Genomic DNA, 13829 nt, shown 5'->3' with positions numbered 1-13829 from the left:
CTCAGATTTTCTTGACAAATTCCGACTTGAGCTTCATAGCGCCAAATCCGTCAATCTTACAGTCAATATTGTGGTCGCCTTCAACGATGCGGATATTTTTCACGCGCGTTCCTTGTTTGAGGTCCTTAGGAGCACCCTTGACTTTCAAGTCCTTGATTAAGGTAACTGTATCCCCATCGGCCAACTGGTTTCCGTTCGCATCAATAGCCACTGGACCAGCTTCTCCTGCCGCAACTTCTGCTGGATCCCATTCGTAGGCACATTCTGGGCAAACTAAAAGAACACCATCTTCATAAACGTATTCTGAGTTACATTTTGGGCAATTTGGCAAATTATTCATTAAATCATTTCTCCTTATAGATGGACAGACATTCAGAAAAAGAACAGAACCTGAATGACATCCATATTTTACCGTCTTATTATACGATATTTTATCTTATTTGACAAATGTGTAAAAAAATCACTTGTTTTCAAAAAACTTTCTTGACTTTTATGACAAAACAATGTACTATTCTAGTGTATATACAGTAGATAAAAGGAGTTTATTATGAAACCAACATCTAAAAATCAGTTTATGACCTTAACTGCTTTTTTGACAGCCCTAGCCATCGTCATCCCGCTGGTCATGCCGATTAAGATTGTCATCCCGCCTGCTTCCTTCACTCTAGCCAGCCACGTTGCAATCTTTCTGGCCATGTTCATCTCACCACTCATGACAGTCATTGTCGTTCTCGGCTCTACCATCGGATTTTTCATGTCCGGCCTTCCTTTCATCATCACCCTGAGAGCCCTGTCTCATCTGCTCTTCGGGACTATCGGCGCTCTTTACCTGCAAAAGCATCCTGGTATATTGGACAATCAGAAAACGGCCTGGATCTTTAATTTCGTGCTGGCCTTGATTCATGCCTTTGGTGAGGTAGTGGTCTGCATTCTCTTTTACACAACAACAGCCTATCCGGCTAATGCCTTCTATATCCTCTTCGGTTTAGTTGGATTTGGTACAATTGTCCATAGTATGGTGGACTTTGTCATTGCCAAATTTGTCTATCAGGCTCTGAAAAAGATTCGTTAAACCTTGAATCTTCTAGAGATTTGATTTACAATGAAGTTATGACAAAAAAACGAAGAAATGATCTATTAGAGCTTTTAAAAGAAGCTCGCCAACCTTTAAACGGACAATTTTTGGCGGAACAATTTCATGTCACTCGCCAGATTATCGTTCAGGATATTGCCCTGCTGCGAGCCGATGGCACTCCCATTATCAGTACCAATAGGGGCTATCTCTATAAAGAAAGTAATCAACCTGCTCATTTTCACCGTCTTTTTAAACTCAAGCATAAGGCGGACGATATCGAAGCCGAACTTTTGGCTATCGTTGATAATGGCGGACGGGTGAAAAATATCATGATTGAGCATCCTGTCTATGGGGAAATCCAAACCTATCTGAAATTAACCTGCCGTCGTGATGTGCAGCAATTTTTAGAGCAAGTCTCAGAGAGCGATTTTCGTGCCTTATCCGAGCTGACAAATGGAATTCACTATCATTTAATCGAGGCAGATTCTCAGCAGGACTTAGACTATATCGAGGAAGCCTTAGCGACACTGGGCTTTCTGCAAGAATAGGCACGGCGCAAATGTTCTAGATTGAACCAGTTTTGAAGGAAATTCAAGGCTGGTTTTTATATTTTGAATGAACAAGAAACTTTGTCAACTTCCTAGAAATAAGGTAAAATAAGAGAAAGAAATCTGTGGGGGGACAGAATGACAGCAAAAGCTAAATACCAAGTCATCATGGATAGAATTATCAGGGATATTGACAAGGGAAGACTTACTACGGGGCAAAAGATTCCTTCCGTCCGCAAGCTGGCAGACCGCTACCATTGTAGCAAAGATACTGCTCAGAAGGCCTTGATTGAGCTTCGTTATCAGAAGTACATTTATGCCGTGCCTAAGAGCGGCTACTATGTCTTGGAAAATGACCAAAATAAAAAGGAAGATATGGAGCTGGCTGTGACAGACGACCGCCACCAAGCCTACGAAGACTTCCGCCTGTGTGTCAATGAAACACTGATTGGTCGAGAAAACTATCTTTTCAACTACTATTCCCAACAAGAAGGACTGGAGGAGCTGCGACAGTCAGTCCAGCGCTTGCTTTTGGACTCTGCCGTCTACACTTCTGCAGACAATCTGATTCTGACTTCTGGTACCCAACAAGCCCTCTATATTCTCTCTCAGATTGATTTCCCAAATGGCAAAGAGACCATTCTGGTTGAGCAGCCCACTTACCACCGAATCAATAATTTACTTCTAAATCAGAAACTGTCTTATGAGACCATTGAGCGTAAACCGACTGGGATTGACCTGAAAGAGTTAGAGAGGATTTTTAAAACAAGGCGGATTAAGTTTTTCTATACGATTCCCCGTTTCCACTATCCACTAGGACATTCCTATAGCCGTCAGGAAAAGGAAGAAATCCTTGCCCTTGCTGAGCGTTATGATGTTTATATTGTTGAAGACGACTATCTGGCCGACTTTGATAGCAAGCGAGAACTGCCTTTTTACTATCTAGATGACAGCCAACAAGTTCTCTATATCAAGTCTTTTTCCACCAGCCTTTTTCCCGCCCTGCGCATCACTGCTTTGGCTCTGCCACCACAGATTCGAGAAACCTTTCTTTCCTATAAAAAAGCGGTTGACTACGACAGCAACCTCATCATGCAAAAAGCTCTTTCCCTCTATATTGACAATCTGATGTTTGAAAAAAATCGTCTGGCATTATTGAACCAACTGGAAGTTGAAAAGAATAAGACACAATTCCTCTTGGACGACCTTCATTTCCCTCTACCCCACCAGTTAACAACCGATGGCGTGATTTTTGACCTTCAATCCCTCCCATCAGTCAGCTCCCTCAAACATAGCAAGCTTCCGCTGGACTTTTTTGAAAGTAGCTACATTCAGACCTGCCCCTACCACTATGCTAAGCTAGGGTTTGATGATTTAAAGGAAAATCTGGAAAAATTGAGAGACTATCTAAAAAAGTTGTAGGCATATTGTCCTACAACTTTTGTTTGAATTTCTCCTTGTTTATCAAGCATCTAACATCCCAGCCTGTAACTGGTACATTTTCTTATACGTCCCATTTTGTGCTAGAAGCTCTTCATGGCTACCAGACTCAATAATGCGCCCTTTATCTAAAACGTAGATGCAATTGGCATCCTGAATCGTGGACAACCGATGGGCGATGGCAATAGTGGTTCGACCTTGCCGCATTTTCCGGAGAGAATGCTGGATCAGCTCCTCAGTTTCCGAATCGATATTGGCAGTGGCCTCGTCTAAAATCAAGATTTTAGGCTTGGTTGCGATGGTTCTGGCAAAAGCCAAAAGCTGTCGTTGGCCACTAGAGAAGGTGGACCCGCGTTCAGTAACCGGACTATCATAGCCCTGAGCTAGATGGCTGATAAAGTCATGGGCATCGACAAAGCGAGCTGCTTCTTCGACCTCTGCTTGCGATAGATTTTCCTGATACATGCGGATATTGGAGGCAATGGTGCCGTGGTAGAGAAAGGGATCCTGCAAGACAAGACCGATATTGCGGCGTAACTCTGCTTGACTATAGTCTCTGATGTCTCTGCCATCGATAAGAATCTTCCCTATCTCAAATTCATAAAAACGCAGGAAAAGGTTAATAATGGAGGATTTGCCCGAACCCGTTGATCCGACAAAGGCAATCGTCTCACCTTGCTTGACGCTAAAAGAGATATCCTTTAAAATCTCTCTCTTTCCGTCATAGGAAAAGCTCACGTGCTGAAAGTCAATATTTCCTGCCTGAATCTCAGGTCCCTCTTCAGCTTGTTCAGGCTCAAAGTCTCGACGATCCATGAGTTCAAAGACGCGCTCCGCAGCCACCATAGACGTCTGAAGAACAGAGTAATTTTGCATGACATCAATCAAGGGATTGAAAAGCTGATTGACATACTGGATAAAGGCATACATGACACCTGCAGTTACTCCAGCTACTTGCCAACTCAAGCCAAAATAAGTCAGAATAAGAGCATAAGCCAAGATTTTCAGCAAGGACATAGCTGGGCGCAGAAAGAGACTGTTCACATTCAGATAGCGATTGCTAAAGTCTAGGTGTTCCCCATTGATTGCTTCAAATTCCTCGATTAGCCGCTTTTCCTGACTAAAAGCTTGAATGATCCGCATCCCTTCAATGCTCTCAGAAAGTTTGACATTGAGGTCGCTCAGTCTGGCTCGAACTTGCTTGAGCAGGCGATTGGACAGCCGCTGATACAGGATAATCGAGCCAAGCATGATAGGCAAAAAGAGGACAATCAGCAGAGTCAGCCGCCAATTCAGAGCCAGCATAGTTGCAATTGTGACCACCAAGATAAGCATGGAGCTGAGGAAGTTCGAAAAAATACTGCTAAACATATCAGCCACTGACTGGGTATCGTTGGTCAAGCGGGAAACAATAGCTCCTCCTGCAGTCTGATCAAAATACGCCATCCCTAATTGCTGCATATTCGCAAAAGTCTCCTGACGGAGATCGCGGACAATGCTATAAGCCACTCGTGCAAAAGCATACTGCCCCAGAAAAGTAAGGAGCACCCGCAAAAGAAAGAGACCATAGTAAATTGCCAGCAGATAGAGACCACTTTGGGCTGCCTCTCGGCTGACAAACTGGTCAATATAAGAACGAGCCAAAAGTGGCAAGGCCGTTGTCACCAGAGTTGTCGCAAAAATAAAGACTAGAGCCAGTAGACTAATCCATTTGTAGCGCCACATATAACCTAGGAGGCGTCCAAAAGTTGATTGTTTTGTCATTTTGCAGACTCCTCCTTGAAACGTTCATATAGTTGTTGATTTTGATAGGTTTGAGCATACCAGCCCTGTGCTGCCAGAAGTTCTTGGTGGCTACCTCGTTCCTTAATACGGCCATTCTCCAGCACTAGGATCAAATCTGCATGGACAATGGCTGACAGACGATGGGCAGTGATAATGGTCGTCTTGTCAGCTCGTTCCTGCTTGAGATTTTCTAAAATCATATGTTCGGTCTTGGCATCCACTGCCGACAAGGAATCATCCAAAATCAAAATTTCTGGATTGGTGATGAGGGCTCTACTCATAGCCAAACGCTGCTTTTGACCGCCAGAAAGCGAGACGCCACGCTCACCAAGCAGCGTATCCAAACCATCTGGCATAGCCTTAATATCCTCATAAACACCACACAGCTGGGCTGCTCGGATGACTTGCTCTTCTGATAGTTCTGGATTGGCAAAGCGGATATTGTCCCGAATGGACAGGGCAAAGAGTATCTGATCCTGAGGCACATAACCAATCAGACCACGCAGATCCTTAAGAGCATACTCTCGGATATCGTGGCCATTCAGATAAATTACTCCTTCCTGAATATCCTGCTCCCGAAGCAAGAGGCGCAACAAGGTGGTCTTCCCAGATCCAGTCGGTCCGACAATCCCCAAGGTCTGCCCTTTTTCTAATGTAAAGTGAATATCCTTCAAAGTGGCTTCATTCTCATAAGCAAAGTAATCTATCTCATAGTCCAGTCGGCCATTTTGAATACTAGCAAGTGGCTGCTTGGCTTCCTCTACATCCGACTCCTCAGCCAGCAAGTTCTCAATCCGTTCATAGGAAACGGCTCCCCGCTGGCTGATATTCACTAGATAACCCATCGCCTGCAGCGGCCAAACCAGCATATCCAGATAAGTCATAAAGGTAACCAGCTCACCGACTGTAAATTGACCTTGAGAGATAAATATTCCCCCAAAAATCAGGGTTAAAACATATGATAAGCCAACAAAAATCAGCACCATCGGGTCAAACAGGGAATTGTACTTGGCAGCCAAGATGTTCTTTTGGTAGACTTCTTGATTGATAGCTGCAAAGGACTGAGTCTCTGCATTCTGATAGCCAAAAGACTTGGTCACTTTAATCCCCGCTACGCTCTCCTGAACTTTGTTGTTGAGATCAGAAAAAGCCTCCTGAGCCGCTTTAAAGCTCTCGTGATTCTTCCGACCAATCAAGCTGGTCCCCCAAGACAGAAAGGGCAGAGGGAGAATAGCAATCAGAGTCAACCGCCAGTCCAAGACCAAAAACATGGTGATGAGGGTCACCAAGGCCGTAATAGAAGCATCTACCGCTGACATAACACCACCACCAGCCACGCTGACTACCGCATTGATATCATTGGTCGCATGAGCCATAAGGTCACCCGTTCGGTATTTTTGATAAAATCTTGGCGACATCCGTGTAAAATGCTCAAAAAGCCGAAAGCGTAAGATGCGTCCCAGATTATTTGCTGTACCAAAGATATAGAGCCGCCAGACATACCGCAAACCATACATAATAAAAGCGGACAAAATCAAAAGAAGAAGATTATAAATAAGTTCTTCAGTAGTCAGACTTTGCCTAGCAATTCTATCTATGACCTGCCCAATGACTCGTGGCGGAATCAGATTAAAAACACTGACCAGAGACAAGGCCAAGATGCCGATCATATAGCGCCGCTTCTCCAGTTTAAAAAACCAGTCCAGTTTTCTGATAAGATTCATTCCGTTTCCTCATTCCAAACAAAGGACGGACAGCCCTTAATCCGACTGTCCGTTTCTCACTATCTCTATTATACGCCATTTCAGATAAAAATGAAACTCAGGCAAACTATGCTCATTTTTTCTTAGTTAGAGCAAAACTGGTGTCCAGCAAATCAAAAAGTTGCTGGTCCGACAAGGTTCCATCCAAAGGCAAGCTAAGCCAGTATTTTTTATTCATATGAAAGGCGGGATAAATTCCCTTTTGCTGAATAAGTTCCGCAACTCGGTCACTCTTGACATTTAGGACCTCAATCAGACCACTGCGCTCCTTTTCAAACTTAGTCCAATCGGTCGTCAAAAAAGCTCCGTACCATTTCTTGCTATCCTGATGGCGAAAAACAGCGGCTCTATTAGTGCTTTTCCGAGAAGAATTCTCCCAAAGATACTCCAACTGCCCCTGATAAGTAGTCGCCACATAGCTACTCAGTCGCTGACTTTGCTCATAAAGAAAGCCTACTTCCTCAAAGCAATGCTGCCGAATATCCAGCAAAACCTCCTGACAGGCCGCCCTGACTTGTCCGACAAATTCTCCAGCCATACTTTCCATCTTGACTTGTCGATATTCATCACCTGTATCCAAGTCAAGCACCTGAAAATCCAGCTTTCTATCGGAAATCAGCACATCTATCTGGAAGTCACCAGCCATGATCTCAGTCGAATAACTGTATCCTGCACCAGACCTGACAAAACCATAATCCAGCAAACTTTCTTCCTTCAGCCTGTATTTTTCAAATAAATCCAGCATGAGCTTTCCTGCTAAAATACTACTTTGGTGCCGTGCAATTGATCAACACCCAAAGTGTTAGCAATCTCAGCACGATTTTCTAGGTTAATCCCACCACCAGGTAAAATCTCTATCCGCCCTGCCGCATGCTCAATCAACTCATCCAGCCAAGCCAAATGCTCTAGAATAGACTCTGACGCTGACCCGCCATGAGTCAAAATCCGCTTAACACCGTGTTCAACCAGCCAGTCTAGCTCTCCGAACTGATATTCAGCAGGAATAGCGTCAAAAGCCATATGGAAGACTACATCCAGCCCCTGAGCCGCTTCAAGCAGCCGCTCCATCTTAGGATAATCAATCTCATTATTTTCCGATAAGACACCAAAAACGAGGCCATGGCTCCCTGCCTCACGTGCCTTCTGAATGTCCGAGAGCATTATCTCGATTTCCATATCTGAATAGACAAAATTTCCACCACGAGGACGAATCATGGTCATCACAGTCGCATTATAAGGCTTGACCATTCGTACTGCAGCCTCGATGACACCGTAGCTAGGCGTTGTTCCACCAACTGTTAGATTATCACACAGCTCAACCCGCTTCGCTCCGGCCTCTAAAGCCTTGTCTAGCAAGGTAACATTCTCTGCACAAAACTCATAAATCATGGTACTACCTCTTATTTACTATATTGATTTTCTACTTTTTATTATATCACAAAATTTCCTTTAGCATACACCTCTAGCATATTTGCCACTGTATTTTCTCAATCATTTTATATTCATAGGCTTGCAAAAAATCCTATTCTTCAAGCTTATAAGGCTTATTTTCAACTATTTCCATTGCGCTCATCTTCCAAGCCTTTTCAACTATAGAAATGGTGACTTACGGATGTCTTTTGTTCAAGATTGTGCTAAAATAGACTTAACCTATGAAAACAAGGAGCTTTTATGAAATACCCTAATCTTTTAGATCGTTTCCTGACCTATGTCAAAGTTAACACACGCTCAGACGAGACATCTACTACTACACCCAGTACCCAAAGTCAGGTGGACTTTGCTAACAATGTCCTCATTCCTGAGATGAAGCGAGTTGGCTTGGAAAATGTCTACTACCTGCCAAATGGCTTTGCGATTGGAACTCTGCCAGCCAACGACCCTAGCTTTACCCGCAAGATTGGCTTTATTTCCCACATGGATACGGCAGACTTCAACGCAGAAAACATCCAGCCACAGGTCATTGAGAATTATGATGGCGGTGTGATACCGCTTGGGCAATCTGGCTTTAACTTAGATCCTGCAGACTTCGCCAGTCTCCATAAATACAAGGGCCAAACTCTGATTACGACTGACGGAACAACCCTTTTGGGAGCAGACGACAAGTCAGGTATTGCTGAAATCATGACTGCTATCGAATACCTGTCTGCCCACCCAGAGATCAAGCATGGAGAAATCCGAGTGGGCTTTGGTCCAGACGAGGAAATCGGTATCGGAGCTGATAAGTTTGACGCGGAAGACTTCGATGTGGACTTTGCCTACACAGTGGATGGCGGACCTCTAGGTGAGCTCCAGTACGAAACCTTTAGCGCTGCTGGCGCAGAATTGACCTTCCAAGGTCGCAATGTCCATCCAGGAACTGCTAAGGACCAGATGGTCAATGCACTTCAGCTGGCTATTGACTTCCACAACCAGCTGCCAGAAGACGACCGACCAGAGAAGACCGATGGCTACCAAGGCTTCTACCACCTGATGAACTTGACCGGTACTGTCGAAGAAGCTCAAGCCAGCTACATTATTCGTGACTTTGAGACAGAGGCTTTTGAAAATCGCAAAGCTGCTATGCAGGCTATCGCTGATAAGATGAACCAAGAGCTAGGCAGCGAGCGTGTTATTTTGACCCTTAAAGACCAGTATTACAACATGAAGCAGGTCATAGAAAAAGACATGACACCTATCCATATCGCCAAAGCAGTCATGGAAAGTCTGGACATCCAGCCTGTCATCGAGCCTATCCGTGGCGGAACTGATGGCTCTAAAATTTCCTTTATGGGCATTCCGACACCTAACCTCTTTGCCGGCGGCGAAAACATGCACGGCCGCTTCGAATATGTCAGCCTAGAAACCATGGAACGCGCTGTCGATACCATCATTGGCATCGTCTCTTATCAAGAATAAATAAAAAACAGAAATTCATAACGAATTTCTGTTTTTTTATGACTTTAAAAACTAAGAGCCAAGCTAATACCAACTGCTCCAAGAGCAAAAAAGGAGAAGACCAATTGGTCCTCTCCAAAGTTTGGCATGTATCAGGCCGTTATACTCGACAAAAACTGTATTGACAGATTCAATTAAGCTTCTGTACCGTTAATGACTTCTATAATCTTCTCAATAATCTCATTATCTAGATACTGTTCGAACTGAGGTAAGTATTCATAATAGTTCTTATAAGTATCGGCCTGACCTGCCAGAATTAAAGCTCTGAAGCCTTGGTAGGCAACTTCAAAATTCCCTATTTTGACACCATTTTCTAACAATTCAAATGGAATCCAATAGTCATAAACCCTGTTCCAGCTGAAAAGACTATCCGGATTCAATTCTAAATCCTTAGCCATATAAGCATAAGCAAAAGCAATGTGATGCTGCCCTGCCTCTCTATATAATTTAGCTAATTGAGACCATGCTTCAGCGCGATTAGGGTTAATCTGGATGGCTTTTTCCAAATACTCCCGTCCTTCAAGAGCTTTCCCTTCATTTTCATAAATTTGCGCTATTTCTAGACAAGAATAATAAGCTTCCTCTGACCATCCATCCGTCATAACTGCACGTTTTTTGAACCAAGACAAGGCCTCCTGGTATAAACCTGCATCACGATAAGATCTCGCGCAATAAAAGGTATATCTAGGCTCTAAATCAGGGTCTTGATTATTATAAACAGCATTTGCAAGTACAGTTGCATCATGATAATATTTATCATCGTCTAGACTTCGTGCGCCTCTTGTTCTTGCAATGACTGAATAAGGTCCTACAAGATTTCCATAACTGGCACCTTCAGGCAATTCAATAAATTCATGCACGACTCCTCGCCAATAAATTTCTGGATTATTTTTAACAAGAGCTACACGACGAAATGAAAGAACTCCACTCTCATCTGAAAAATTGAGATAATAGGCATCTGCTTCAAGATCAGTAGAGATTTTTAAACTACCTTCAACGAAATCATCTGCATCAAAGATTAGAATATAGTCTCCCTTTCCTCTTGCATAATTTAGGGCTAAATTTCTATTATGTGCAAAGTTTTGCCATTCATCTTTGTGCAATTCTCCTGGAATCCCCACCTCACTAAAAAAGTTCAAGATGAGGTTTTCCGTTCCATCTGTGGAGCCAGTGTCAGAAATGACCCAGTAGTCAAATGTGATTGAATTGACCAAATTTTGGAGTGTTTCCAAAATTATATGGGCTTCATTTTTTACAATCATATTCAATACAATTGATGACATTCAATTCCTCCAAAACATTAATACAACAAAACTAGAGGCTAGTAGAATTTTAATAATCCTAATAGCCTCTGTTTTACTCTAAACTTGATATTGCTTAAATTTTATAAATAGAATATCTTAGAGTTCTTCTTCTTTTCGCTTAGAAACACCTAAGGCAGCTAGAAGTGCAGCTGATAGAAGTCCTGCGCCTACCAGACCTACTTCATGGTTGCTATTATCACCAGTCTTAGGAAGGGTTCCTGACTTAGCTACTACTTTGGTTGTTCCTGCAGGTTTTGTTGGCTTAGCTGGAACTGTTGGAGCTGTTGGAACTACTGGTTTTATTGGATTAGTAGGGCCAGTTGGACCTGTAGGACCGGTTGGACCAGTTGGGCCTGTAGGACCGGTTGGACCTGTAGGACCAGTTGGACCGGTTGGGCCGGTTGGACCAGTTGGACCTGTAGGACCAGTTGGACCGGTTGGGCCGGTTGGACCTGTAGGACCAGTTGGACCTGTAGGACCAGTTGGACCTGTAGGACCAGTTGGACCTGTAGGGCCGGTTGGGCCGGTTGGACCTGTAGGGCCGGTTGGACCTGTAGGACCGGTTGGACCGGTTGGGCCGGTTGGACCGGTTACACCCTTGCCATCTTTACCGTCCTTACCGTCCTTACCATCTTTACCATCTTTTCCGTCTTTGCCGTCCTTACCATCTTTACCATTTCTGATAATTGTAGAAGATGTTACTTCATCAGAATCAACCTTACCATTGTTATTCTTATCAATTCCAACAAGAATAGTAACACTACCATCTTCATTTTCAACGAGCGTTACAAGTGAGCTTTGACCATCTTTACCGTCTTTGCCGTCCTTGCCATCTTTACCGTCTTTTCCATCTTTAACGATTGTAGCAGAGGTTACTTCATCTGGATCAAGCTTACCATTACCATTTGTATCAAAACCAATCTTAATGGTGTGTGTTCCATTTTGGTTGTCAACTACTTCTGCTAATGGTGTCTTACCATCTTTACCGTCTTTCACGATAGTTGTTGAAGTCACTTCGCTTGGATCAAGTTTACCGTCACCGTTCTTATCGAGTCCAACTTTAACAGTATGAGTACCGTCGTTGTTGTTAACTACTTCAGTTAATGATGATTTACCATCTTTTCCATCTGCACCAGTTGCACCTGTCGCTCCTGTAGCACCAGTTGCGCCATCTTTCACGATAGTCGTTGAAGTTACTTCACTTGGATCAAGCTTACCGTCGCCGTTCTTATCGAGACCGACCTTAACAGTGTGCGTACCATCGTTGTTGTTAACTACTTCAGTTAATGATGATTTACCATCTTCACCCTTAGCTCCTGTGGCACCTGTTGCCCCAGCTTTGCCATCCTTACCATCTTTGATGATAGTTGAAGATGTCACTTCGTCTGGATCAAGCTGACCGTTGCCGTTCTTATCAAGTCCGACTTGAACAGTGTGAGTGCCATCGTTATTGTCTACAACCTTAGCCAATGATGGTTTACCATCCGCTCCTGTTGCACCGTCTTTAACGATAGTCGTTGACGTTACTTCACTTGGATCAAGTTTACCATCACCATTCTTATCAAGACCAACTTTAACAGTATGCGTACCGTCGTTGTTGTTAACTACCTCAGTTAATGATGATTTACCATCTTCACCCTTGGCTCCGGTCGCTCCTGTAGCTCCAGTTGCGCCGTCTTTAACGATAGTTGTTGACGTTACTTCACTTGAATCAAGTTTACCATCGCCATTCTTATCAAGTCCGACCTTAACAGTATGCGTACCGTCGTGGTTATCAACTACTTCAGTTAATGATGATTTACCATCTTCACCTTTATCGCCTTTAGCTCCGGTCGCTCCTGTAGCACCAGTTGCGCCGTCTTTAACGATAGTCGTTGAAGTTACTTCACTTGGATCAAGTTTACCGTCGCCGTTCTTATCAAGACCAACTTTAACAGTATGCGTACCGTCGTTGTTGTTAACTACTTCAGCTAATGGAGATTTACCATCCTTACCGTCTTTAACGATGGTAGATGAGGTCACTTCGTCTGAATCCAACTGACCGTTGCCGTTCTTATCAAGTCCGACTTGAACAGTATGAGTGCCATCGTTGTTGTCTACAACCTTAGCCAATGATGGCTTGCCATCTTCACCCTTAGCTCCAGTTGCGCCTGTAGCACCAGTTGCGCCATCTTTCACGATAGTCGTTGACGTTACTTCACTTGGATCAAGCTTACCGTCGCCATTCTTATCAAGTCCAACTTTAACAGTATGAGTACCGTCGTTGTTGTTAACTACTTCAGCTAATGGAGATTTACCATCCTTACCGTCTTTAACGATGGTAGATGAGGTTACTTCGTCTGAATCCAACTGACCGTTATTGTTCTTATCGAGGCCGACTTGAACAGTATGGGTGCCGTTGTTGTTGTCAACAACCTTAGCCAATGATGGTTTACCATCCGCTCCTGTTGCACCGTCTTTAACGATAGTCGTTGACGTTACTTCACTTGGATCAAGCTTACCGTCGCCATTCTTATCAAGACCGACCTTAACAGTGTGCGTACCGTCGTTGTTGTTAACTACTTCAGTTAATGATGATTTACCATCCGCACCAGTTGCACCAGTTGCACCGGTCGCTCCTGTAGCACCAGTTGCGCCGTCTTTAACGATAGTCGTTGACGTTACTTCGCTTGGATCAAGCTTACCGTCGCCGTTCTTATCGATTCCAACTTTAACAGTATGAGTACCATCGTGGTTATCAACTACTTCAGTTAATGATGATTTACCATCTTCGCCCTTAGCTCCGGTCGCTCCTGTAGCACCAGTTGCGCCATCTTTGACGATAGTTGTTGAAGTTACTTCACTTGGATCAAGCTGACCATTGTTGTTCTTATCGAGGCCGACTTGAACTGTGTGTGTGCCATTATTATTGTCGACAACTTTAGCTAGTGGAGATTTACCATCCTTACCGTCTTTGACGATTGTTGAAGATGTTACTTCA

Annotated in this window: 11 protein-coding genes; 4 read left to right on the top strand and 7 right to left on the bottom strand. The window is 43.7% G+C overall.

The window, feature by feature from the left end:
• Position 1: 1 nt before the first annotated feature.
• Positions 2-340, bottom strand: a complete 339-nt coding sequence (locus PAN94_RS02850; RefSeq protein ID WP_005590197.1) for a zinc ribbon domain-containing protein YjdM — start codon at positions 338-340, stop codon at positions 2-4.
• A 207-nt stretch (positions 341-547) separates the two neighbouring features.
• Here PAN94_RS02850 and PAN94_RS02845 point away from each other — a divergent pair, with 207 nt between their 5' ends.
• The 3 genes from PAN94_RS02845 to PAN94_RS02835 all read left to right on the top strand — a co-directional run bounded on the left by PAN94_RS02845 (position 548) and on the right by PAN94_RS02835 (position 3045).
• Complete coding sequence (locus PAN94_RS02845) at positions 548-1072, top strand: hypothetical protein (RefSeq protein ID WP_285874516.1); 525 nt, start codon at positions 548-550, stop codon at positions 1070-1072.
• Positions 1073-1110: 38 nt separating this feature from the next.
• Positions 1111-1623, top strand: a complete 513-nt coding sequence (locus PAN94_RS02840) for a transcription repressor NadR (protein ID WP_285874515.1) — start codon at positions 1111-1113, stop codon at positions 1621-1623.
• A gap of 138 nt (positions 1624-1761) precedes the next feature.
• Complete coding sequence (locus PAN94_RS02835) at positions 1762-3045, top strand: aminotransferase-like domain-containing protein (protein ID WP_285874514.1); 1284 nt, start codon at positions 1762-1764, stop codon at positions 3043-3045.
• 42 nt (positions 3046-3087) lie between these two features.
• On the opposite strand, the gene PAN94_RS02830 is transcribed toward PAN94_RS02835, so the two are convergent.
• From PAN94_RS02830 to PAN94_RS02815, 4 genes are all read right to left on the bottom strand, one after another.
• Positions 3088-4827: an ABC transporter ATP-binding protein gene (locus tag PAN94_RS02830; RefSeq protein ID WP_285874513.1), complete on the bottom strand. Its 1740-nt coding sequence runs from the start codon at positions 4825-4827 to the stop codon at positions 3088-3090.
• Positions 4824-6572, bottom strand: a complete 1749-nt coding sequence (locus PAN94_RS02825; RefSeq protein WP_285874512.1) for an ABC transporter ATP-binding protein — start codon at positions 6570-6572, stop codon at positions 4824-4826. Before PAN94_RS02825 ends, PAN94_RS02830 begins: the two co-directional genes overlap by 4 nt.
• A gap of 112 nt (positions 6573-6684) precedes the next feature.
• Positions 6685-7356, bottom strand: a complete 672-nt coding sequence (locus PAN94_RS02820; RefSeq protein ID WP_285874509.1) for an MmcQ/YjbR family DNA-binding protein — start codon at positions 7354-7356, stop codon at positions 6685-6687.
• 11 nt (positions 7357-7367) lie between these two features.
• Positions 7368-8000 (bottom strand): copper homeostasis protein CutC, encoded by a 633-nt coding sequence (locus PAN94_RS02815; RefSeq protein ID WP_285874507.1) that lies wholly within the window; start codon positions 7998-8000, stop codon positions 7368-7370.
• 282 nt (positions 8001-8282) lie between these two features.
• On the opposite strand from PAN94_RS02815, the gene pepT reads away from it, so the two are divergent.
• Positions 8283-9506, top strand: a complete 1224-nt coding sequence (gene pepT, locus PAN94_RS02810; RefSeq protein ID WP_125381778.1) for a peptidase T — start codon at positions 8283-8285, stop codon at positions 9504-9506.
• 173 nt (positions 9507-9679) lie between these two features.
• On the opposite strand, the gene PAN94_RS02805 is transcribed toward pepT, so the two are convergent.
• Together PAN94_RS02805 and PAN94_RS02800 are read right to left on the bottom strand one after the other, a co-directional pair.
• On the bottom strand, positions 9680-10828 hold the full coding sequence (locus tag PAN94_RS02805) for a glycosyltransferase (protein WP_005590182.1): 1149 nt from the start codon (positions 10826-10828) through the stop codon (positions 9680-9682).
• 117 nt (positions 10829-10945) lie between these two features.
• A partial coding sequence (locus PAN94_RS02800) for a collagen-flanked surface repeat-containing protein (protein ID WP_285874505.1) occupies positions 10946-13829 on the bottom strand: 2884 nt, incomplete at its 5' end.

This window comes from Streptococcus sp. SC1 (assembly GCF_030272855.1).
Classification (GTDB): Bacteria; Bacillota; Bacilli; order Lactobacillales; family Streptococcaceae; genus Streptococcus.
The sequence above is the reverse complement of the archived record's forward strand: the minus strand, read 5'-3'. Positions and strand labels throughout refer to the sequence as shown.

Excerpts from the sequence above, each read along its gene's own strand:
- PAN94_RS02850 (WP_005590197.1), bottom strand. The coding sequence starts at position 340 with ATGAATAATTTGCCAAATTGCCCAAAATGTAACTCAGAATACGTTTAT.
- PAN94_RS02845 (WP_285874516.1), top strand. The coding sequence starts at position 548 with ATGAAACCAACATCTAAAAATCAGTTTATGACCTTAACTGCTTTTTTG.
- PAN94_RS02840 (WP_285874515.1), top strand. The coding sequence starts at position 1,111 with ATGACAAAAAAACGAAGAAATGATCTATTAGAGCTTTTAAAAGAAGCT.
- PAN94_RS02835 (WP_285874514.1), top strand. The coding sequence starts at position 1,762 with ATGACAGCAAAAGCTAAATACCAAGTCATCATGGATAGAATTATCAGG.
- PAN94_RS02830 (WP_285874513.1), bottom strand. The coding sequence starts at position 4,827 with ATGACAAAACAATCAACTTTTGGACGCCTCCTAGGTTATATGTGGCGC.
- PAN94_RS02825 (WP_285874512.1), bottom strand. The coding sequence starts at position 6,572 with ATGAATCTTATCAGAAAACTGGACTGGTTTTTTAAACTGGAGAAGCGG.
- PAN94_RS02820 (WP_285874509.1), bottom strand. The coding sequence starts at position 7,356 with ATGCTGGATTTATTTGAAAAATACAGGCTGAAGGAAGAAAGTTTGCTG.
- PAN94_RS02815 (WP_285874507.1), bottom strand. The coding sequence starts at position 8,000 with ATGATTTATGAGTTTTGTGCAGAGAATGTTACCTTGCTAGACAAGGCT.
- pepT (WP_125381778.1), top strand. The coding sequence starts at position 8,283 with ATGAAATACCCTAATCTTTTAGATCGTTTCCTGACCTATGTCAAAGTT.
- PAN94_RS02805 (WP_005590182.1), bottom strand. The coding sequence starts at position 10,828 with ATGTCATCAATTGTATTGAATATGATTGTAAAAAATGAAGCCCATATA.